18 protein-coding genes are annotated in these 20,959 nt (G+C 66.2%); 7 read left to right on the top strand and 11 right to left on the bottom strand.

What is annotated here, in order from left to right:
* Positions 1-9 precede the first annotated feature (9 nt).
* The 3 genes from GMOLON4_RS12235 to GMOLON4_RS12225 form a co-directional block, all read right to left on the bottom strand.
* Positions 10-993 (bottom strand): alpha-ketoacid dehydrogenase subunit beta, encoded by a 984-nt coding sequence (locus tag GMOLON4_RS12235; RefSeq protein ID WP_026937048.1) that lies wholly within the window; start codon positions 991-993, stop codon positions 10-12.
* Positions 990-2,105, bottom strand: a complete 1,116-nt coding sequence (locus tag GMOLON4_RS12230; RefSeq protein WP_026937049.1) for a thiamine pyrophosphate-dependent dehydrogenase E1 component subunit alpha — start codon at positions 2,103-2,105, stop codon at positions 990-992. The genes GMOLON4_RS12235 and GMOLON4_RS12230 overlap by 4 nt, the downstream gene beginning before the upstream one ends.
* Positions 2,106-2,232: 127 nt before the next feature.
* Complete coding sequence (locus GMOLON4_RS12225) at positions 2,233-3,333, bottom strand: histidinol-phosphate transaminase (protein WP_026937050.1); 1,101 nt, start codon at positions 3,331-3,333, stop codon at positions 2,233-2,235.
* A 76-nt stretch (positions 3,334-3,409) separates the two neighbouring features.
* Between GMOLON4_RS12225 and GMOLON4_RS12220 the strand changes: the two genes are divergently transcribed.
* The gene (locus GMOLON4_RS12220) at positions 3,410-3,814 is read left to right on the top strand and encodes a phage holin family protein (RefSeq protein WP_026937051.1); all 405 of its coding nucleotides are present in this window, start codon (positions 3,410-3,412) and stop codon (positions 3,812-3,814) included.
* Between the two features lie 33 nt (positions 3,815-3,847).
* Here the strand turns inward: GMOLON4_RS12220 and GMOLON4_RS12215 are convergent, their stop codons facing one another.
* Both GMOLON4_RS12215 and GMOLON4_RS12210 read right to left on the bottom strand, forming a co-directional pair.
* Positions 3,848-5,524, bottom strand: coding sequence for a hypothetical protein (locus GMOLON4_RS12215; RefSeq protein WP_026937052.1), 1,677 nt, complete (start codon positions 5,522-5,524; stop codon positions 3,848-3,850).
* The gene (locus GMOLON4_RS12210) at positions 5,521-5,835 is read right to left on the bottom strand and encodes a hypothetical protein (RefSeq protein ID WP_146137531.1); all 315 of its coding nucleotides are present in this window, start codon (positions 5,833-5,835) and stop codon (positions 5,521-5,523) included. The genes GMOLON4_RS12215 and GMOLON4_RS12210 overlap by 4 nt, the downstream gene beginning before the upstream one ends.
* Before the next feature lie 217 nt (positions 5,836-6,052).
* On the opposite strand from GMOLON4_RS12210, the gene GMOLON4_RS12205 reads away from it, so the two are divergent.
* Positions 6,053-6,583, top strand: coding sequence for a low molecular weight protein-tyrosine-phosphatase (locus GMOLON4_RS12205; RefSeq protein WP_026937054.1), 531 nt, complete (start codon positions 6,053-6,055; stop codon positions 6,581-6,583).
* A gap of 10 nt (positions 6,584-6,593) precedes the next feature.
* Positions 6,594-7,976: an adenylosuccinate lyase gene (gene purB, locus GMOLON4_RS12200; protein WP_026937055.1), complete on the top strand. Its 1,383-nt coding sequence runs from the start codon at positions 6,594-6,596 to the stop codon at positions 7,974-7,976.
* Between the two features lie 139 nt (positions 7,977-8,115).
* Here purB and GMOLON4_RS12195 read toward each other — a convergent pair whose 3' ends face one another.
* From GMOLON4_RS12195 to GMOLON4_RS12170, 6 genes are all read right to left on the bottom strand, one after another.
* Positions 8,116-8,469, bottom strand: a complete 354-nt coding sequence (locus tag GMOLON4_RS12195) for a hypothetical protein (protein WP_026937056.1) — start codon at positions 8,467-8,469, stop codon at positions 8,116-8,118.
* 3 nt (positions 8,470-8,472) lie between these two features.
* Positions 8,473-9,156 carry an HdeD family acid-resistance protein gene (locus GMOLON4_RS12190; RefSeq protein ID WP_026937057.1) on the bottom strand — a complete coding sequence of 228 codons (684 nt, stop codon included), beginning with the start codon at positions 9,154-9,156 and terminating at the stop codon, positions 8,473-8,475.
* A 110-nt stretch (positions 9,157-9,266) separates the two neighbouring features.
* Positions 9,267-9,902 carry a hypothetical protein gene (locus GMOLON4_RS12185; protein WP_026937058.1) on the bottom strand — a complete coding sequence of 212 codons (636 nt, stop codon included), beginning with the start codon at positions 9,900-9,902 and terminating at the stop codon, positions 9,267-9,269.
* Positions 9,903-9,978: 76 nt separating this feature from the next.
* Positions 9,979-10,596, bottom strand: coding sequence for a CG0192-related protein (locus GMOLON4_RS12180; protein WP_051266890.1), 618 nt, complete (start codon positions 10,594-10,596; stop codon positions 9,979-9,981).
* 9 nt (positions 10,597-10,605) lie between these two features.
* Entirely contained in the window at positions 10,606-11,775 is a 1,170-nt protein-coding gene (locus GMOLON4_RS12175) for an AI-2E family transporter (RefSeq protein ID WP_084147528.1), read from the bottom strand.
* A 137-nt stretch (positions 11,776-11,912) separates the two neighbouring features.
* Positions 11,913-13,442 (bottom strand): lipase maturation factor family protein, encoded by a 1,530-nt coding sequence (locus GMOLON4_RS12170; RefSeq protein ID WP_026937059.1) that lies wholly within the window; start codon positions 13,440-13,442, stop codon positions 11,913-11,915.
* Between the two features lie 137 nt (positions 13,443-13,579).
* On the opposite strand from GMOLON4_RS12170, the gene GMOLON4_RS12165 reads away from it, so the two are divergent.
* From GMOLON4_RS12165 to GMOLON4_RS12150, 4 genes are all read left to right on the top strand, one after another.
* Positions 13,580-16,138, top strand: coding sequence for an ATP-dependent Clp protease ATP-binding subunit (locus GMOLON4_RS12165; RefSeq protein WP_026937060.1), 2,559 nt, complete (start codon positions 13,580-13,582; stop codon positions 16,136-16,138).
* A 170-nt stretch (positions 16,139-16,308) separates the two neighbouring features.
* Entirely contained in the window at positions 16,309-17,034 is a 726-nt protein-coding gene (locus GMOLON4_RS12160; protein WP_156892043.1) for a helix-turn-helix transcriptional regulator, read from the top strand.
* Positions 17,031-18,311: a hypothetical protein gene (locus GMOLON4_RS12155; protein WP_181244122.1), complete on the top strand. Its 1,281-nt coding sequence runs from the start codon at positions 17,031-17,033 to the stop codon at positions 18,309-18,311. Before GMOLON4_RS12160 ends, GMOLON4_RS12155 begins: the two co-directional genes overlap by 4 nt.
* On the top strand, positions 18,308-20,947 hold the full coding sequence (locus GMOLON4_RS12150) for a multicopper oxidase domain-containing protein (RefSeq protein ID WP_026937061.1): 2,640 nt from the start codon (positions 18,308-18,310) through the stop codon (positions 20,945-20,947). Before GMOLON4_RS12155 ends, GMOLON4_RS12150 begins: the two co-directional genes overlap by 4 nt.
* Positions 20,948-20,959 lie beyond the last annotated feature (12 nt).

Raw genomic sequence — 20,959 nt, 5'->3', positions numbered from 1 at the left:
CGGGGTCTCCTAGTAATCGAGCGTGCGGTCGATCGCGTCGAGCACACGATCCACATCGGGCAAGTATTGCTTTTCGAGACGTGCGGGCGGGAACGGCACGTCGTAGGCGCTCACACGCAACACTGGCGCCTCGAGGCTGTAGAAGCAGCGCTCCGCGATCGTCGCGGCGAGCTCGCTACCGACAGACACGTTACCCGGCGCCTCCTGCGCGATTACGGCGCGCCCCGTCCGCCGAACCGAATCGAAGATCGGGTCCCAGTCGATCGGTGAGACGCTGCGAAGATCGAGCACCTCGACGGACACGCCCTCGTCCTCGGCCAGCTGGGCCGCCTGCAGGTTCATCGTGGTCTGGGCACCGAAGCCGATGAGCGTGACGTGCTCACCCGCGCGTGCGATGCGCGTCTCGACCATCGGCGCGCTCGGCTCGTCGAGGTTCACCTCGCCCTTCGGCCAGTACCGGCTCTTCGGCTCGAGGAAGACCACCGGGTCGTCCGACTCGATCGCCTGCTGGATCATCCAGTACGCGTCATTGGGCGTCGAGGGGGAGACGACGCGGATACCTGGGGTGTGGGCGAAGTACGTCTCGGGGCTCTCCATGTGGTGCTCGATCGCACCGACGTGGCCGCCATACGGGATGCGGATCACGAGCGGCAGCGAGACGTCGCCCTGCGTGCGCGCATGGAACTTCGCGAGCTGCGAGGTGATCTGGTCGAAGCCCGGATACACGAAGCCATCGAATTGAATCTCGCACACGGGCCGGTAGCCGCGCATCGCGAGGCCGATCGCGGTTCCAATGATGCCGGATTCCGCGAGAGGCGTGTCGAAGACGCGATTCGGGCCGAAGTCCCGCTTCAGGTGCTCGGTGATGCGGAACACGCCACCGAGCGTGCCAATGTCCTCACCCATCATGAGGACCTTCTCGTCCCGCTCCATTGCCGCGCGCATCCCGGCATTGAGCGCCTTCGCCATCGGCAGGGTTTCGTGCTCGGTCATGCGTCCTCCTCGAGCGATGCCTCGAAGTCGAAGAAGGCCATCTGCTGCCGCTCAATCTCCTGATTCGGCTCGGCGTAGGCGTGGTTAAACATCTGCAGGGGTTCCGGATTGGGCAGCGCGAGGGTGCGGCGCCGAATATCGGATGCGTAGTCGGCCGCCTCGGTCTCGATGTCGCTGAAGAACGCATCCGTCGTGCCCTGGGCACGCAGGTACTTCTCGAGTCGATCGATCGGATCGCGCTCGCGCCAGTGCTGCTCTTCGTCGCGCGTACGGTACTTCGTGGGGTCATCGCTCGTGGTGTGCGCACCCATGCGATAGGTGAGGGCCTCGATGAACGACGGGCCCTTCCCCGCGCGCGCATCATCCATGAACTGGCCGGTCACGGCCCACGCGGCCATGACGTCGTTGCCGTCGATCTGCACGCTAGGGATGCCGAAGCCATCAGCGCGTCGGTACAGCGGCACGGGTGACTGCACGCTCACCGGTACCGAGATGGCCCAGTGATTGTTCTGCAGGAAGAACACCTCGGGGGTGTTGTAGCTCTTAGCGAAGACGAGCGCCTCGTTGAGGTCACCCTGGCTCGTGGAGCCGTCGCCAAAGTAGACGATCGTCGCCTCATCCTCGTCGGCGTTGCCCGTGCCCACCTTGCCGTCGAGGGTCTGGCCCATCGCGTATCCCGTCGCGTGCAGCGTCTGGGATGCGATCACGAGCGTGTAGTTGCGGAAGTTGTTCTCCTCTTCCGGGTTCCAGCCCGAATTCGTGACGCCGCGAAGCAGCGCGAGTATCTTCACGAGGTCGAGGCCACGCACGAGGCCGACACCGTGCTCGCGATAGGACGGGAATACTGTGTCTTGCGGACGCGTGGCGAGTCCCGAGCCAATCTGTGCGGCCTCTTGGCCCTCGAGCTGCACGTACAGCGCCAGCTGGCCCTGCCGCTGCAGGTTCGTGCCCTCGCGGTCGAACGCGCGCACCAGCTTCATCTGCCGGAACGCCGTCCCCCAGAGCTCATCGTTCGCCTGCTTCAGCCGATCGGCAAAGGGCTCGAACGCCTCGGTCGGCTCCAGTTTTCCCTCAGGGGAAAGTACTGAAGCGAATTCTCGGGCTACTGTCACGCGCTCGACACCTTCCAACAGATCGTTACAACTTCGCCAGTCTATGGCCTCACCGCCTGAGACTCTGAGTGAGTCAACAAGCGAATTCGGAGAATCTTTAGTGGAGTTCCACAATCACCCGGGGTGGCTAGGCCTCGTGACGCTCCTCCGCGCGCAGGTACGGGTATCGCTCGATCGCCTGCCAGCACGCGGCGAGGAGCGGCGTGACCGACTCTTCCTCGGCAATTGAGATGCGAATACCGTCGCCCGGGAACGCTCGCGCGATGATGCCGCCCTCGCGAAGGATGTCCGCGACGGCCTCCGTCTGCGCGCCGCACGGCAGCCACACGAAGTTGGCCTGCGCATCCGGAACCGGCCAGCCCTGGTCGAGCAACGCGCGACGCACCTCGTCGCGGCGAGCCGAGATCTCGTTCACGCGCTGGCGGATCGCCTCGGGCTCACGCATGACCGCGAGCGCCGCGGCCTGTGCCTGTGCCGAGATGAGGAAAGGGATCGCGGTGGTGTTAAACGCCCGCATGATCTCGGGGTGTCCGAGCATGTAGCCCACGCGCATGCCGGCGAGGCCGTATGCCTTCGAGAAGGTGCGCGCGACGACGAGGTTCGGGTAATCGGCGAGCAGGCGCGTGGCGTTGAGCGCGTTCGGGTCGGTCACGAACTCGATGTAGGCCTCGTCGGCGATCACGAGTAGGTCGCTCGGGACCTTTTCCATGAACTTTTCGAACTCGCGCTGGCCGAGGACGGGGCCGGTCGGGTTATTCGGGGTGCAGACGATGATGAGGCGCGTGCGGTCGGTGATGACCTCGAGAACCGCGTCGAGATCGGTCGTGCCGTCGCGGCGCAGTGCCACCGGCACCGACGTCGCTCCGGTGAGGGTGACCATCCCGGGGTATGCCTCGAAAGAGCGCCAGGGGTAGATAACCTCATCGCCGACAGATGCGGCGGCCTGCACCGCCTGGTACAGCAGCGAAACCGAGCCGGCGCCCACAATGACGTTCTCTGCGTTCACGCCGTAGTGCTCCGCGAGCGCTTCGCGAACAGCCGCGGCGGATGCATCCGGGTAGCGGTTCGTGATGACCGACTCGGTGACCGCCTTCTGCACGCTCTCGAGCGGCGGGAAATGCACCTCGTTCGAGGAGAGTTTGAACGAGTTGGCCGGGGCAGGCTTTCCCTGCTGGTAGGCCCGCTGGGCGAGGATTTCGGCTCGGAGCTTTACTGGCGCATCAGTCATGACCAAAGTCTACTGGCCCTACGCGGCCCTCCCCGCCGTTGTGCCGCCATTCATGCGCTTGCGACACACTGGATACATGAGACTCATTGCCTCCATCGTGCTCAACGCCATCGCACTCTGGCTCACGACGCTGATCCTCTCCGGCGGCATTACTGTGACCGCATACGAGAACACCACCGCCGCCCTCGTGGTCACCTATCTCCTCCTCGCGCTCGTGTGGGGCCTCGTCAACTCGATCATCGGCCGGGTCGTGCGCTTCGTCTCGATGCCGCTGTACTGCCTGACCCTCGGGCTGTTCGCCTTCGTCGTCAACGGATTCCTCTTCTGGCTCGTGGCCTGGCTTAGCGACCTTGCCGGCTTCGGCATCACGGTAGACAACTTTTGGTGGGCGATGGGCGGCGCGATCCTGATGGGCATTTTCTCGGCGATCCTGAACGGCCTCTTCAACGGCCGCGACCGTCGCGAGGAAGAGCGCGACTAGGTTCCGGATGCGCGCTAGGGCAGATAGGTCGGCCTAGGGCACATAGCTTGGCACGGTGACGCCAAAGGCATCCGGCATCGATGGTGGGCCTGCATCACTTCCGAGCGCCTCATCCACCCCAAGGAAGCCGATCGAGCCACTTGGCGACGTGAGCGGGCTCTCCGTGAGCGAGCCCAAGTCGGGCAAGAGCGACGGCACCGGCGATCGGTCGCCGGGTTTGCTCCCCGTCGGACCGTCCGCGGCGGCCTGTGGTTCGGGATACTCGCGCTGCAGGTGAAAGTCATGAGTGGCAACGGGCGTCGCGCCCGCGACCGGGCCGAGCACCGCGTCCCGGTTGGCCGCCGCGCTCGCATCTTCATGGGCGTCGTAGAGCGCGGCCGTGTCTTGATAGGTGTGGAGCATGTGTGGGCCGAGTATTCCCTTGTCCGGCGGCACGCCCTCGGGATACGGATCGCGCGTCACCACCGCGACCTCGCCCGTTGCCGGGGCCGTCAGGCCCTGCAGTCCGGTGATCAGGTCGCCGGAGTGCTCGAGCTGGACGACCGGAATATCACCACCGATCTCGTTGCCGTGGATGGGCGACCCCGCGAGCAGAACCGACTGCGTCTCCCACTCCCCCGAGGATGCGAGCTCCGCCGCGACGAGCGCCCCCTGCGAGTACCCGGTGAGCACGACCGAGTCTCCCGGCGAGATTCCCGCCTGCTCCATGGCCGAGATCGCCGCGCCGATCGTCTCGTCGTCCTGCCCAGCGTACGCCGCGAGGTTGGACAGGTTGTCCATCGGATTCTCGCCACCGAAACCGGTGGAACTCGTCCCCGCGATACTCACGACATACACGGTTTCACCTTCAGGGGTGAGGTATTCGCTAACCGTCACGTGCGTCCCCTCGGGCTCAGTTTGGGGGATGCTCTGCATGAGATCGGAAATCGACTCGGGCGCGGCGACCGGACCGCGCTCGGTGTGCTCGATGTCATAGCGGTAGTTGCCATTCTTGCGCTGCATGATGTCGGCAATCGTGCCGGCCGCGGCCTGCGGCGACGTTACCGCCTGACGCACGATCACGTTCGCGACGACCGCGCCAAGTGTGCCAAAGAGCACCCCGCCAGCGAAACCGGTCACCCCAGCCGCTGCCTCGGTAATGATCTCGTCGCCGCCCGAGGTAATCGCCCGCACGAGCGTCACCATCATCGGGTTAGCGAGCACGTGCTGATTCGAGGCGAGCCAGTCGCCGACGTCTTCGCCGCTCGGCGCGAGCCCCGCCTGCTCGAGCCCGTAATACGCGAGCCCGCCCGCGACCACGACGGCGATCCCGCCGGGGGTAGCCAGCGTCGCCACGAGCGCACCCGCGCCGGCGATCCCAATATTCACGAGGCCCATCACGAACGCGGTCGTCACGGTGTCGGAGATCTCAGTAAAGGCGGCCACGACCTCGGCGTCGACGCTCTCGTACCAGGCCTGTGCCTGCACGAGGTGATCCGCAACTCCGTAGGCGAGGCCAGCGATGGCGCCCACCGAAAGTTGCGCGAGGGAAGCCTCGCCCGAGGCCTGCAGCAGCTTGAAGACCGCGGCCGTGCGCCACGCATCCGCCGGATACCAGGTCTGGTTCGCGAGCGAGTCCTCAAGCGCCGAGATCCCGTCCCCCACCTCGATCAGCAGATCGCTCGCTGGCCCGAACGATGCGGTGTCGACCTGAATCTGCCCGTCGCTCACGGAAACTCGACCTTCGACTGCTGGTCGATGAGCCAGATTGCGTCGTCGTAGTGCGCGGCGACGCCGCGAAAGCCGTCCCGGACAATCCCAAGCGCGGTCGTCACCGCCGCGCGGCTGAGGTCGTAGGTGAGCCGCCCGGAGGACACCCAGTCGGTGATCGCCGCGTCGTCCACGAGCGGCAGGAGCTGGCTCTCCACCCGATCCGCCGCATTGCGCAACGCATCCCCCGCGGCCGTGCAGTCCTGCCGCACCTGATCGAGCGTCTCCCGCTCGATCCCAGTAATCAACCCGGTCACCTGGCCGTCACCCATGTGCATCCCCTTCGCCTCGATCGGTGAATGCCCACAGCTTGCCGCGCATCCGACGCCGCCGCTCGGCTGCAGCCAGTCGCTGTCGATAACCCACTCTCCACAGCGAAACCCTGCGCCGAGGCACCTCGCGTCTCGACCCTGGCGGAGAACTGGGGCAGGGCTACAAAATCTGTGCGAACGACCCCGCTTGTTGAACTCGATGCGCAACAATACGCCCATGGCGTCAAACGGACCGCAGCCGGTTTTCCGGATTTGCTTTGTGTGTACGGGCAATATCTGCCGATCTCCAATGGCGGAGGTCATCATGCGGGAATTCGTGGCGCGGCGCGGGTTAGATGACTTGATTTCGCTCAGCTCGGCCGGCACCGGGGAGTGGCACGTCGGTGAGAAGGCCGACCCGCGCACCCGCGAAGCCCTCAAGCGCGCCGGTTATTCGGGCGAGCATCACCGCGCGAAGCAGTTCGATACCGAAGATTTCTCGAAGTTCGACCTCATCCTCACCTTCGACCGCGGCCAGCAGCGCATCCTCAACACCTGGGCCGAAACCGCGAACGAGCGCGGCCTCATTCAGCCGCTATTGAGCTTCGATCCGGATCGGGCGCACAATCCCGAGGTTCCCGATCCCTACTATGGAACCGACGAATTATTTGACGAGGTGCGCGACACCATCGAACAGGCCTGCCGAGCGCTGCTCAATCAGATTGAGCCCGCGGTGCACGCCGCTCGAGGTGCCGCGCCCTCTCGATGAACGGAGCGCCATGAGCCCCCTGCCCCCGCAATCCCTGAGCCCACTCGACAACCGGTACTTCCCCGTCGTCGCACCGATCGGCGAGCACCTCAGCGAGGCAGCCCTCAACCGGGCACGCGTCGCGGTCGAGATCGAGTGGCTCATCTACCAAACCGACAATGGCTTCTTCGGTACCGAGCCGATCTCGGCTGGCGTGCAGGCCAAGCTCCGTGCCGTGGTGGATGCGTTTGGGCAGGACGACATCGACGAGCTCGGCAAGATCGAGGCCACGACCCGCCACGACGTAAAGGCGGTCGAATACTACGTGCGCGCTCGCCTCGGCGAGCTCGGCCTCTCGAACATCGAGGAGCTCACCCACTTCGGCTGCACCTCGGAGGACATCAATAACACCTCCTACGCGATCACGATCCGGGATGCGGTCACGAAGGTTTGGCTGCCCGCCGCGAGCGCGCTTGCCGACCAGATCGCCGAGCTCGCGGGCGCACAGCGTGACCAGCCGATGCTGTCGCTGACCCACGGTCAGCCCGCGACGCCGACCACCCTCGGCAAGGAGCTCGCGGTCGTCGCTCACCGCCTGCGCCGCGTCCTGCGCCGCATCGAGCAGCAGGAGTACCTCGGCAAGTGGGCTGGCGCGACCGGCAACTTTGCCGCGCACGTCGCGGTCGCTCCCGAGATCGACTGGGAGAAGGTTGCCGACGAGTTCACCGCACGCCTGGGCCTCGTGTGGAACCCGCTCACGACGCAGATCGAGTCGCACGACTGGCAGGCCGAGCTGTACTCCGACATCGCCCACTTCAACCGCATCCTGCACAACTTCGCGAGCGACATCTGGCTCTACATCTCGCGCGGCGTGTTCAAGCAGATCCCGCAGCCGGGCGCGACGGGATCGTCCACGATGCCGCACAAGATCAACCCGATCCGGTTCGAGAACGCCGAGTCGAACCTCGAGCTCTCGTGCGCGATGCTCGACTCGCTCGCACAGACGCTCGTCACCTCGCGCCTGCAGCGCGACCTCACCGACTCGTCCTCGCAGCGCAACATCGGCGTCGGCTTCGGCCACTCGCTCCTCGCGATCGACAACGTGCGTCGTGGCCTCGGCGAACTCGATGTGAACGCCGAGACGCTCGCCGCCGAGCTCGACGGCAACTGGGAAGTCCTCGCGGAGGCCATCCAGACGGTGATCCGCGCAGAGATCGTTGCGGGCCGCTCGAAGATCGAGGACCCGTATGCCGTGCTCAAGGAGCTCACCCGCGGACACTCGGTTGGTCGCGAAGAGCTCATCGAGTTCGTCGACGGCCTCGACATCGGTGAGGATGCGAAGGCCCACCTCCGCGAGCTGACCCCCGCGACCTACACGGGCCGCTCATCCGCCCTCGTCGACCGCCTGAGCTAACCCGTCGCTCGCCGAGTAGCGCGAAGCGCATATCGAGGTGCCTGCCGCATTGGCAAGGTGCTCCGATATGCGCTTCGTCGTGCTCCGGGAGGTCGCCCGCTTCGATACGCCGCTTCGCGGCTACTCACCGACCTGAGTGCTAGTTCTTCGCCTCGTCGTCGTGCTCTTCGCGGGGGAACTCGCCGTCGTAGTCTTCGACGGGACGCAGGGACGCCTCCTGGGCACCGGGTTCCTTCGACTCGTAGAGCTGCCGGTCGAGGTACACAGGAACGTCCGGGTTCGGCTTGTAGCTAAGCAGAAGCAGCGCCATGATGAGCAGCACGACGACCATCACGATGCCGCCGAGAACCAGGCCGAGGACCCAGTTCTGGAGCGTGAGAAGGACCACCCCGAGCACAAATACACCACACACGAACGCGATCGTGATGACCTGGAACGGCTTCATCAGCGCGCTGCGGGTTGAATTGTCCTTCTTCGACGATGATTTCGTCACTAACTAACTCTCTTTCGAAACGGTCGTGTCGGCGGTCTGCTGCTCGTCGCGGCGGCGCATCTCCGAACGGAGCGTGATCGCCTCGATAATGAGCAGCACACCGAGCACGGCAAAGTAGGCGCCAACGAATCCGACGGCCTGAACGTCGGCGGTGAGGGAGCCCTCGATGTTCTCGAGCCCACCATATTCTGCGTCAAGCTCGGGTGGCACGAAGGCCACAATGATGCCCAGCAGCATCGTAATCGCGCCCGAGAACACGATCTCACTGCGATAAATGGACTGCTTGCGGAAGACGAGCCCGGCAATTAGCTCGATGGCACCGGTCACGATCGCCCATGTCGCGACCGTCCAGATGAAGGCCTCGACCGTCGCCCAGTTGTGACCACCGGTGCCCATAAAGAGCGAGAAGCCACCGGCGATGGCACCGAGAATCGAGCGCGCGAACACGAAGCCGCGCAACGGGTGACCCTTGATGCCGACCGCCTCGAACCCCACGATGATGCCCGTCCACAGCGCTACGGCGCCAAAAACGATGAACCCGAATCGGGCCGTGTGCTCCTGCGTGAAGGTGATGACGATCGCGCCGATGATTGCCGGGACCGCCCGAAACAGCATCGACTTCCAGAGGGACTCGGGGAGGTACTGATCGACGTCAGCACTCGCGACACCTGTCTTAGTCGTGTTCATCGGAGAGTTCCCTTCCAAAACGATGACGGTCGCGATTCGGTGCCGCCAGCACGGCGAAGCCGATGGGCAAGACCAACGCGGAACACCCCCCAGTCTACCCGCGAGTACGACTACGGGCTGACCGACAGATTCGCCTCCACGCCGAGCAGGGTGTCCTGCATGATCTCCTGATCGAGTTCGCCGGTTTGCTCGCACTTCATCGAGAAGATGACGTTTTCGCCGGTGCCCACGAAGGTGCGTGCCGCAATCACGCCGTCGAGCCCGGTCGCGGTGTCCGCGTCAAGGTAGACGAGTTCGATCGAGCGGCCGGACTCGTTGACGAGCCGCACGGTGCCGTAGTTCGCGGTGTCGTGGCCCTGCTCCTCGAGCAGCTTGAGCGTCGCGGCTTCGTCGGTCTCGGCATCCAGAATTTCCGGATCCGAGACGTTACCCGTCGTCCAGCTAAAGACGCAAAGGGCGTCGATCGAATCGCTGATGTTGCCGTATTCGGGGCCGGTGCCTAGTTCGTCGTTCCCGGGACGCACAAGCGTCCAGCCCTGGGCATCCGCCTCGAAGGTGAAGATCGGCGGCTGGTCGAGGCTCGTCTTGTGGTCGAGCGAAAGGTCCGCCTGCATCCGTTGAAAGCCGAGCGAGAACGCGACCCAGACGAGGATCGCGAACACCATCACGCCAGCGGCGACGGTGAATCCGACGCCGACCTTGCGGCTCCCGCCGTCGCGTCGTTGCCCCGTCGCTGCATCACTCATGCGCCCAGCCTATCCAGTGCCTACCCATTGCCCACCCGTGCCCGCATCGACCGTGATGGCTGCGGTCGGTCGCGCCCTAAACCGACACGACTGCCGCGAGCGTGGCGGGCGTGCCTTCAAACCCGGTCTGCGCATCCAACCGGAACGTGCGGTCTTGCACGCCCGATACCACGCGGAAGAAGTCGACGGCGAGCGAGTCCGTCTGCACGCGGGTGACCGCATCCCGAGTCTCGAGCTCGATGAGCGTGGCCTGCGGCGCGCGTTCCTGCGTCCCGGTTCCGCGCACCGTCACGCTCGCAGGAAGCGGCGCATCCGAGCCATCGACAAACACCTCGACCTGCGTCTGCCCCGTCGTGATGGCCGCGACGAAGGCGGCCACGGCCACAGGATCCGCCGGCGCGTCGTAAACCCACCGATGCCCGAGCACCGAATGCTCGAGCTCGGTGACGAGAAATCGGCCCGCATCCTCCATCGGTGCGCCGCGATAGGTGAGCGGCACCTGGTAGACGGTGCCGGAGGCGCCGCGCACGATGTGCGTCTCGATGCCGACTTCTCCCGCGGGGTCGTCGAAGCGGAAGGCCCCGAGCACCTCGATCTCGCCGTCGCTGTCTTCGAACCACGGTTGGGTGGGTAGCCAGGCGGCGAGCAGATCGGGCTTGGACGGAACGAGCTTTGCGTCGTAGATGAGAGCCATGCGCACACGCTATCCCGCGGGGGTGCCGTCGACCTCAGAATCGCCTTCGTGCGTCAACTTAGGCTGTTCGACGTCGTCATCGAGCTTCGGGTCGGAGGAGATCAGGATGTTGATCCAGCGGGCGTCGGGGTTTGCATCCACGAGAACGGCCTTGACGAGGAGCGTCGCGGGGAGTGCGAGCAGGGCGCCGACCGGCCCGAGGGCGAACGCCCACACGAGCAGCGAGAGGAAGGAGACGGTCGGGGTAACGCCAACTGCCTCGCCCGCGAACTTCGGCTGGATGAGCGACTGGATCACGAAGTTGATGATCGACCACACCGCGAGCACGACGAGCGCGTTGACCCACCCGTTGGCGAGGAGCGCCATCAGCACGGGCGGGATCATGCCGATCACGAACCCGATGTTGGGGATGTAGTTGGTAAGGAACGAGAACACACCCCACACGAGTGCGAGCGGCACGCCGAGCATCTCAAGCGCGATCACGTCGATGACGGCAACGATGAGGCCGAACACCGTCGTGACGACCCAGTAGCGGCCGACGCCCTGCGAGAACGAGTCGAACGCCGCGCCGACGAGCGGGCGCTCTCGCCGGACGGCCTCCATGCGCGGCTCAAATGTGACCGCGTCGAAGAAGATGAAGAAGATCACGACGAGGAGCGTCGCGAAGAGCGACATCACGTTGCCGAAGTTGCCCATGAGCCCCTGCAGGAGACTCGCGATCTGCGCCGGATTGAACAGGCCCTGCAGCTGCGACAGCAGGGTGTCCTGCGTGATGCCGAAGCTCCCGAGCCAATCGAGCAGCGTGCGATACAGCTCGTTGAACTGCGTGCCATACTTCGGCAGCTCTTGAATGAGCAGCGCGACCGACCACACGAGCAGCAACACAAACAGAATCAGCAGCGCATACACCAAGAGTGCCGCGATTACCCCGGCGAGGATCTTCGGGACGCGACGCCGAATCATCCAGTGGAAGAAGGGCGAGATCGCGAGGACCAGGTTAAAGCCGAGGAAGACGGGAGTGACGAAGCTCGAAACCTGCTGCAGGGCAATGAGGCCGATGATCGAAAGCACGACGCCCACGATGATGACAAGCGGACGTGGGTAGCTCGCCGACTTCTTCGCGGCAGCGTCGACTGCACTTTCGGCAGCCGTCTCCTGGTCGTCGCGCTCGTCCTGCATTCGATCGTTCTCCTCAACACCGCGGATACGCCACTGCGCGGCAAAAACCCGCCAAGCAAATCACGTCGCCAAAAAATGCGACACCCTGCTAATTTAGGCGCTTTCGGTAACGGCGACCACACGGCGACGGGCCTTGGCTATTCCTCGGCCGCACGCTTTGCGCGGGAGGTCCGCAACCCCTGCGGCCGGACCAACAGGCCGCGTTCCTCTCGCACCCACCAGTCTCCGTTCATCCGTTTCTCTGCCGCAGTGCTGTAGCGGTACTCGAAGATCCGCACCCGGATGAGTCGTGGCGCTTCTCCATAGAACGGATCGATTCGGAGCAGCCGGCGAATACCCGGGTCGCCCTCGAGGATCCTGTCGAGGATGCGACTAAACCAGACCTCGCGATACGCGCCGAGTGCCGCAAACCACATGAGCCAGTCGAGCCGCAGGTGGTACGGAGCGAATTGGCGCGGCATTCGGGAGGGGTCCCCTGGCTTGCCGCGGAATTCGTATGCCCGCCAGTCCTCCGGTCGCGGTGCCGCGCTCATCGCGCCCTCGATCACAAACTCCCGTCGGTCCTTCGTCATCGACCCGAACGCGCCGTAGGCATTGACCAGGTGAAAGCGATTGAAGCTCGCGTTCATCTGCTGCCGCTGCGCCCAGAACAGGTTGTGCAGCGGCTGCCAGCTCAGCGACAGGAGGAAGAGGAATACAACGCCGGTGAGGATGAGCCACCAGGCCGGGCCATGCATCCCGGCCCCTGCATCCAGCCGGCCGATGGTTTCCCACTCCCACCCCGGCCACACAGCGCCGCCGGTGAAGAGCCCGCCGACCCAGCGTAGGAACGAGTCGCTGATGCCCGAGAACGCCAGGATGATGGTGAGCCAGTTCAGCCACGCGTAGTTGCCGGTGACAACAAGGATGCCCTGGCTCAGGATGATCGCGCAGGCGGCGAACGACGCGATCGGCTGCGGGAAGAAGAGGAGCCACGGCATCCCAAGCTGCACGATGTGGCTGCCCAGTGCCTCGCCGCGATGCCACCACTGCGGTTTCTGGTGCGCCCAGCGGCTGACCGGATTCGGCATCGGCTGCGTCTGATGGTGGTAGTACATCGCCGTCAGGTTTCGCCACGAAGCGTCGCCACGCATCTTGATCATCCCGGCACCGAACTCGAGGCGAAACATGAGCCAGCGCAGGAACAGCAGGATAAGCAGGGGCGGTGCGACCGCGGTGGAGCCGAGGAAGCCGACGATAAACCCCGCCTCGAGCAGCATGGTCTCCCAGCCGAAGCCATAGAAACGCTGGCCGAGGTTCACGATCGAGAGGTACATCAGCCACATTACGAGAAACACCGGGATCGTCGCCCACCCCGGCCCGAGCTGCGGCAGCCCCGCAACGACGCTCACCGCGAGCGCCATGCCGATCAGGCACAGGATGCGCAGCTTGCGATCGCTATAGGGGAACCACTTGAGGCGGAAGAGGCCCGGGTAGTCCTTCGCGCGGGTGCGGTCGATGAAGCGCGGCACCGGCAGAAGCCCTCGCGCGCCGGCGAGCACCGGGAACTGGTGGAAGGTCGAGAGGAACGCAAGGAAGTAGATCGCCGCGACGCCGCGGAGGATCACCTCGCGGGCGATCGTGTAGTCGCTCCCGCTCAAGAATGTCGCGGCCGCCGACCAGTCCATTCGCGCTCACCTCGCTGCGCTGCTGCGAACCCGTTTTCATCAAGTTTCGCCGATATCGAACACGGTGGGAATAGAACACGGCTGCTGTTACGTTACTTGAGTCATATCCACTCAACTTTCCTGTTGGAGGTCAACTAATGCCAACTTTCTTCGGACCCAATGGTTCGCAGGACGGCTCCTTCGACGAGTTCCTCTCCCGCTACCTGCAGGGGCGGGGCTCGGGCCGATCCGGGCGATCCGTGGACATGTCACGCCTGCTCAGCAAGCGCTCTCACGCGCTCGTGAACCAGGCCGTGAAATATGCTCTCGAGCACGGCCACACCGAGGTGGACGCGCTGCACCTGCTGCGCGTCATCATCCTCGATGAGTCGATCGCGCCGTACGTCAAGCAGCTCGGCGCCGACCCGCAGTCAATCGCGGATGCGGCCGACCAGCGACTGCCCGAGTCGAGCGACCGTCAGGTCGAGAACCCGTCCTTTACGGGCTCGGCCCAGCGCACGCTCCTCGACGGTTACCAGGCCGCTCGCGCCTTCGGCTCGACGTATGTCGACCCGGAGCACCTCTTCTTTGCACTCGTGATGAACCACGATTCCCCCGCCGGCCAAATTCTGGCCGCCGCGGGCATCACGCAGGACTCCCTACAGGCGGGCGCCCAGGCGCAGGCTCAGGCGGGTGCGGATGCGCAAGGCGAGTCCGGCGCACCCGCAGGCCAAGAGGGATCCGTGCTCGAGAAGTTCGGGCTCGACCTGACGGCCGAAGCTCGCGAAGGCAAGCTCGACCCGGTCATCGGCCGTGCTCGCGAGATCGAGCAGACGATCGAGATCCTCGCCCGCCGCACGAAGAACAACCCCGTGCTGATTGGTGAGGCCGGCGTCGGTAAGACGGCGATCGCGGAGGGCCTCGCGCAGGCCATCGCGGCCGACGAGGTCCCCGCCCAGCTCAAGGGCAAGCGGGTCATCTCGCTCGACCTCGCGGGCATGCTCGCGGGCACGCGCTACCGCGGTGACTTCGAGGAGCGCCTGACCGGCGCGATCGACGAGATCGCAGCGGACGGCGGCAACACCATCGTGTTCATCGACGAGCTCCACACCGTGGTCGGTGCCGGGGGCTCGGGCGAGTCGGGCGCGATGGATGCCGGCAACATCCTGAAGCCGCGCCTCGCGCGGGGTGAACTGCACCTCGTCGGTGCCACCACGCTGTCCGAGTTCCGCAAGATCGAGAAGGATGCTGCGCTCGCGCGCCGTTTCCAGCCCGTGATGATTGGCGAGCCCGGAATCGAGGATGCAGTTCGCATCCTCGAGGGCCTGCAAGGACAGTACGCGAAGCACCACGGCGTGACCTACACGCCCGAGGCGCTGCGTGCCGCCGTCGAGCTGTCCGACCGCTACATCAGCGACCGGTTCCTGCCCGACAAGGCCATCGACCTCATCGACCAGGCTGGCGCGCGGCTGTCGCTGCGCCGCGGCCCGGTCGTCGATGTTGAGGCGCTCCGTGCCCGGCTTGGCGAGCTCGAGGCGGACAAGCGTGCCGCGATCGAATCCGAGGATTTCGAGCGCGCGGGCAAGGTTCGCGATCAAATCGCCGAGGTTACGCACGAGCTTGACGTCGCTACGCAGCACGGTCAGGCTGCTGGCAAGGCGTCCGGCACCGACTCGCGCACCGTCGATGAGCAGCAGATCGCGGAGGTCGTCGCTCGCGCGACGGGCATCCCGGCCGCATCCCTCACCGAGTCCGAGAAGACCCGCCTCGCGCGTCTCGAGGAGCAGCTGCACGCCCGCGTTGTCGGCCAAGACGACGCGGTGACCGCGGTAGCCAAGGCCGTGCGACGCAATCGCACCGGCATGGGCGACCCGTCGCGACCGGTCGGCAGCTTCCTGGTCCTTGGCCCCACCGGCGTCGGTAAGACCGAGCTCGCGAAGGCCCTAGCGGAAGCGCTGTTCGACGACGAGTCGGCAATGGTCCGCTTCGACATGAGCGAGTTCGGCGAGCGGCACACCGTGTCGCGTCTGGTCGGCGCCCCTCCCGGATACGTCGGCTACGACGAGGCCGGTCAGCTCACCGAGCGTGTCCGCCGTCGCCCGTACTCGGTTGTCCTGCTCGACGAGATCGAGAAGGCGCACCCGGACGTGTTCAACCTGCTGCTGCAGGTGCTCGACGACGGTCGCCTGACCGACGGTCAGGGGCGCACGGTCGACTTCCGCAACACCGTCATCATCATGACCTCGAACCTCGGTTCCGAGTTCATCGCGGCCAAGGGCGCGCCCCTCGGCTTCGCCACCGGCCGCTCCGAGGATGCCGATCGCGACATGCGCCAGAAGGTGATGGGCAAGCTACGCGAGGCCATGCGCCCCGAGTTCCTGAACCGCATCGATGACACGGTGCTGTTCCGGAAGCTCGAGCCCGAGCAGCTCCAGGACATCGCGCGCCTGCAGCTGGGCAAGTCGATTGCGCGCCTCGCCTCGCAGGGCATCGCGCTCCACATCGACGATGCCGCAGTGGCATGGATCGCAGAGGAAGGCTACGAGCCCGAGTTCGGCGCCCGCCCGCTGCGTCGCGTCATCCAGCGAGAGCTCGATGACCGCGTGGCCGACCTGCTCGTGAACGAGGAGGTCGACGAGGGTGGTGCGATCGACGTCTCGGTGGATGCGGAGGGTCACCTTCGCGTCTCGGCCCGCCGGGAGATGATCGCGGCATAGCGGTCTTCGAGTAGCGAAGCGGTCCGATCAGTGAGTAGGTGACGCAGTCACCGTATCGAACTGATCGGACCGCTTCCTCGTTTCCACCCGCTTCGCGGACGCGCGAAGAAAGTTACCCGGCGTCTAGCCAGCCATGTTCACCGTTGCGGTAATTGATTACAATTAACTCCGTGGAAAGTGACGACTCCGGAGGGATGACTTCGGTGCCCGAGACGCGCTCGCCGTCTCGTCGCACCGCTGGTGGTCGACGCCACTCGCCGACTCGCGAACGCCTGCTGCGCGAGGTCGAAACCCGCGGCAATGCGACAACGGCCGAACTCGTCGCCGCGACCGGCCTCCATGAGAACACCGTTCGCGGACACCTCGAACGCCTGGTCGCTGACGGTCACATTCGCCGCGAGCAGTCTCCCCACGGACGGGGTCGCCCCGCGGTGCGCTGGTGCGCGCTAGACGCCCAGAACGCATCCCCGTACGCGGGGCTCGCGACCACGCTCGCCGAGACCCTGCTTCGCACCGCGTCGGAGCCCGTTCGTGAGGCCCGGAGATCGGGCGTGCAGTGGGGCGAACGACTCGCCGCCGATCGCTGTGACCCGGCGACGAAAGGTGCGGATCCCCGCGGCCTCGTGCTCGAGGTCATGCGCGAGCAGGGCTTCGCTCCGGTCGACGAAGGCGACACAGCACCGCCCGAGGCAGACACCGCATCCATCGCCCTGCGCGCCTGCCCGCTCCTCACCGCCGCGGCCCAGCACGCCGACGTCATCTGCGCGGTCCACGAGGGCATGATCGAGGGGATCGCGCGCACACGGGATGCGTCGGTCAGCGCCGAGCTCGAACCCTTCGCCGCCGACGGTGTATGCATACTGCGGCTGCGCGGCACCGGACGGCCAGCGGCATGAGTTCCCAACGGGGTGCCGAGTCGCTGGGTGCACCCAGCGCATCCTCGACCAGTGCATCCACCCGTGGCCCGTCGTGGCGACTCGCGTGGCTCGTGCCCGCCGCGGTCGCTCTCCTCCTCGGGCTCGACGCGGGGCTGCTCCTCCTCGGCGTGCCCGCCCCGCTCACGACCGAACGGCTGCCGAACGTGCACGGGATGCTGCTCGTGCTCGGATTCGTCGGCACGCTCATCGCGCTGGAGCGCGCCACCGCGCTTGGCCGCTGGTGGGGTTTCGTTGCGCCCGCACTGCTTGGGCTCGGCGGGATCCTGCTCGTCACCTCGGCCGTCCCGCTAACGGTCGGCAAGGCCGTGCTCGTCGCGGGTGCCGCGGCATTCATGCTGGTCTACGTTCCGCTCTGGCGCCGGCAATACGATGCTCCGCTGCTCGTGCAGCTGCTGGGCGCCGCGCTCGGACTTTGCGGGGCCATCATTTGGCTCGTCGAAGACGGTATGGCCCGCGTCGTACCGTGGCTCATCGGCTTCGTGGTGCTCACCATCGCCGCCGAGCGGGTGGAGCTCGCGCACATCACCATGGGCCCACGCGCGGGTGGAGTCCTGCTCGGTCACGCCTGGGGCGTCACCGGCTCGCTCGTCGTCGGCCTCGTGATGCCGGATGCGGGTGCGATTCTCCTCGGGATCTCGCTGCTCTCGCTGTGCGGGTGGCTTATTCGCCACGACATCGCGCGGCGCACGATCCGCTCGACGGGTGTCACGAGGTACATGGCCGCATGCATCCTCGCCGGCTACGCCTGGCTCACGGTCGCCGGCATCGTCCTGCTGTTAGGGGACCCGAGCGGCCACCAGCCCGCCTACGACGCGGTCACACACTCGATCTTCCTCGGTTACACGTTCTCGATGATCATGGCGCACGCCACGACCATCCTGCCCGCCGTGCTGCACATTTCCCTGCCGTACCGGCCGGCATTCTGGGGGCCGATCGCGCTGCTGCAACTCGCGCTGGTCGTCCGGCTCTGGCTCGGGGATGCGCTGGGGCTGACGCTCGGCTGGCAGATCGGCGGGGGCCTCGGGGTCGCGGCGCTCCTGCTGTTTGCGGCGACGGCGATCGTGAGCGCGCTGCTCGGGGCGCCGGGAGGAAAAGCAAGCCGCGCATCCAACACCGACCTAGGCATCGGCCCAGGCATCCGCACAGGCAGAGACACAGGCACCGGCGCCGGTACCGGCCGAAGCTCAAGCACAGCCCGCCAAGGCGACGCGGCCACAGACGGAGGCACCCCATGACGCTCTCGCCTTCCCGACCGGCCGAGACCGACGCGGCCCCGGGGCGCGGGTTCCGGTTCATGCGAGATATTCCGACCGCGCTGTGGCTCCTGCTCACGCTCGTCGCGATCTTCGCGCATCGAGATCTCCCGGAGCCGCGCTGGCTCATGATCCACCTGCTGCTGCTCGGCGCGATCACGCACGCGATCCTCACGTGGAGCGAGTACTTCTCGTTTGCGCTGCTGCGCACCCGCGCGACGCGGCGCGACCAACGGCTCCAGAACATCCGCCTCACCGCTTCGAACCTGGGCGCCGTGCTCGTGCTCATTGGCGTGCCGACAGGCGTCTGGGCGCTCACGGCGATCGGCGCGTCCGCGCTCGTGGCCGCGGTGTTGTGGCACGCTTTGGCGATCGTCCGCCGCGCCCGCGGGAGCCTGCCGGGGAAGTTTGGCAAGACCGTCCGCTACTACGTGGCCTCGGCAAGCCTGCTGGCGATCGGCAGCGTGCTCGGCGCCATCATCGCGCGAGGTGATGCCGCGCCTCAGCTCTCCCTCTCGCACGCCCTCATCAACGTCCTCGGCTGGGTGGGCATCACGGTTGCGGGCACCGTCGTGACGCTCTGGCCGACCATTCTCCGCACCCGAGCCGACGACGCCGCGCCAGTGTGGGCCTCGCGCGCCCTCCCCGCGCTGACGATCGGTGTGCTGGTCGCCGCGCTTGGGGCAGGCGTGGCCAACTTGCCGCTCCTCGCCCTCGGGCTCGCGGGATACCTCGCAGGGCTCGGGATGATCGGGATGTCGCTCGCCCGCGCCGCGCGCAACGCACCGCCTCGTAGCGTCGCATCACTGTCGGTGGGCCTCGCGTTATCGTGGTGGGCCGGATGCGTCGCCGTCCTGCTGGTTGGCACGATCGTCGCCTTCGCGACCGACGCCGGTTTTGCCACCGTCAGCGAGCTCGTCTATAGCCTCGTTCCCTACCTCGCTGCCGGGTTTGCGGCGCAGGTGCTCGTCGGCGCGCTGAGCTACCTCATTCCCGTCGTCCTCGGTGGCGGCCCGCGTCCCGTGCGCGTCGGCACCGAAGCATTCGATCGCCTCGGCCCGCTCCGGCTGACCGTCGCGAATGCCTCCCTCGTCGTCTACGCGCTGCCGGTATCCAGCCTGATGCGCGTCGTGGCGTCAATCCTGTACGTGCTTGCGATGGGCTCGTTCCTCGTGGTCATGTTCGCGGCCATGCGGGCCCAGCGAAAGGCGAAGCAGGAAAGCGCATCCACCGGCCGCGTCGTCCGGACGAAGGCCGACACGAAGGCCGACACGGGTATCGCGCCCGGTCGCCGTGCCGGTCAGGCCCTGACGGGGCTCATCACGGTCGTCCTCGCGATGGTCATCGCGGCGGCACTCGACCCGATCGGCGCGGGCTGGGGCTCTGGGGCGACTGGCGATGCGGATGCGCCGGTGACGACCGTTCAGGTCGATGCGGCCGACATGACCTTCACCCCGAATGTCCTCGAGGTGCCCGCGGGCAACCGCCTCGTCATCGAGCTGACGAACACGGATGCGACCCAGGTGCACGATCTCGTGCTCGCGAACGGCGTCAAGAGCGATCGTCTCGCGCCCGGCGAGACCGCCACAATCGATGCCGGGGTGATCACCGCAGACGTGGAGGGCTGGTGCTCAATCGTCGGGCACCGGCAAATGGGCATGACCCTGACCATCCAGGCGACCGGAGCGACGCAGGAATCAGCGAGCAGCGCATCCGGCAGCGACGGCTCCGGCATCGATCTCGCCGCCGACCCTGGCCCCGGCTTCGCGCCCTACGAGGCGAGCCTCCCGCCCCTGCCGGATCAGGATGGGCCGGCCACCCACGAGGTCACCCTCACTGTGATCGACCAGGAAATCGAGGTAGCGCCGGGAGTCACGCAGACGCTGTGGGTGTACAACGGCAGCGCGCCCGGTCCGACCCTGCACGGCCGCGTTGGTGACACCTTCATCATCACGCTCGTCAATGACGGGGCGATGGGCCACTCGATTGACTTCCATGCGGGTGCGTTCGCGCCCGACGAGCCGATGCGAACGATCCCGCCGGGCGAGCAGCTGACGTACACCTTCACCGCGACTCGCGCGGGTATCTGGATGTACCACTGCTCAACGGCGCCGATCTCGGCACACATCGCCAACGGGATGTACGGTGCGGTCGTGATTGAGCCCGACGTCCTGCCTGCGGTGGACCGCAGCTACGTGCTCGTGCAGGGCGAGTACTACCTCGGCGATCACGCCGGCGGTGAGGTCGACACGGCCAAGATCGAGGACCGCTCACCCGACCTCGTCGTGTTCAACGGCTACGCGAACCAATACGACCACGCGCCGCTCGAGGCCACCGTCGGCGAACGCGTGCGCATCTGGGTACTGGATGCGGGCGTCGAACGACCCTCGACCTTCCACGTCATCGGCGGCCAATTCGACACCGTGTGGAAGGAGGGCGCCTACTCGATCGACAACACCCCGGGGGTCGGTGCCCAGGCGATGGACCTGTTGCCCGGACAGGGCGGCTTCGTGGAACTCACCTTCCCGGAGTCCGGCAACTACCCGTTCGTCACACACCTCATGGTCGATGCCGAGCACGGCGCCCACGGCATCCTCGCGGTCGCGCCGAGCGACTAAATCAGGTGGCCC

This window comes from Gulosibacter molinativorax, from assembly GCF_003010915.2.
Lineage (GTDB): Bacteria > Actinomycetota > Actinomycetes > Actinomycetales > Microbacteriaceae > Gulosibacter > Gulosibacter molinativorax.
Note: the sequence above shows the minus strand (reverse complement) of the source record. Positions and strands in the feature narration are given on the sequence as shown.

What these genes read in the sequence shown, in the direction of transcription:
- GMOLON4_RS12235 (WP_026937048.1), bottom strand. Translation starts at nt 993, where the DNA reads ATGACCGAGCACGAAACCCTGCCGATGGCGAAGGCGCTCAATGCCGGG.
- GMOLON4_RS12225 (WP_026937050.1), bottom strand. Translation starts at nt 3,333, where the DNA reads ATGACTGATGCGCCAGTAAAGCTCCGAGCCGAAATCCTCGCCCAGCGG.
- GMOLON4_RS12220 (WP_026937051.1), top strand. Translation starts at nt 3,410, where the DNA reads ATGAGACTCATTGCCTCCATCGTGCTCAACGCCATCGCACTCTGGCTC.
- GMOLON4_RS12210 (WP_146137531.1), bottom strand. Translation starts at nt 5,835, where the DNA reads ATGGGTGACGGCCAGGTGACCGGGTTGATTACTGGGATCGAGCGGGAG.
- GMOLON4_RS12205 (WP_026937054.1), top strand. Translation starts at nt 6,053, where the DNA reads ATGGCGTCAAACGGACCGCAGCCGGTTTTCCGGATTTGCTTTGTGTGT.
- purB (WP_026937055.1), top strand. Translation starts at nt 6,594, where the DNA reads ATGAGCCCCCTGCCCCCGCAATCCCTGAGCCCACTCGACAACCGGTAC.
- GMOLON4_RS12190 (WP_026937057.1), bottom strand. Translation starts at nt 9,156, where the DNA reads ATGAACACGACTAAGACAGGTGTCGCGAGTGCTGACGTCGATCAGTAC.
- GMOLON4_RS12185 (WP_026937058.1), bottom strand. Translation starts at nt 9,902, where the DNA reads ATGAGTGATGCAGCGACGGGGCAACGACGCGACGGCGGGAGCCGCAAG.
- GMOLON4_RS12180 (WP_051266890.1), bottom strand. Translation starts at nt 10,596, where the DNA reads ATGGCTCTCATCTACGACGCAAAGCTCGTTCCGTCCAAGCCCGATCTG.
- GMOLON4_RS12175 (WP_084147528.1), bottom strand. Translation starts at nt 11,775, where the DNA reads ATGCAGGACGAGCGCGACGACCAGGAGACGGCTGCCGAAAGTGCAGTC.
- GMOLON4_RS12170 (WP_026937059.1), bottom strand. Translation starts at nt 13,442, where the DNA reads ATGGACTGGTCGGCGGCCGCGACATTCTTGAGCGGGAGCGACTACACG.
- GMOLON4_RS12165 (WP_026937060.1), top strand. Translation starts at nt 13,580, where the DNA reads ATGCCAACTTTCTTCGGACCCAATGGTTCGCAGGACGGCTCCTTCGAC.
- GMOLON4_RS12155 (WP_181244122.1), top strand. Translation starts at nt 17,031, where the DNA reads ATGAGTTCCCAACGGGGTGCCGAGTCGCTGGGTGCACCCAGCGCATCC.
- GMOLON4_RS12150 (WP_026937061.1), top strand. Translation starts at nt 18,308, where the DNA reads ATGACGCTCTCGCCTTCCCGACCGGCCGAGACCGACGCGGCCCCGGGG.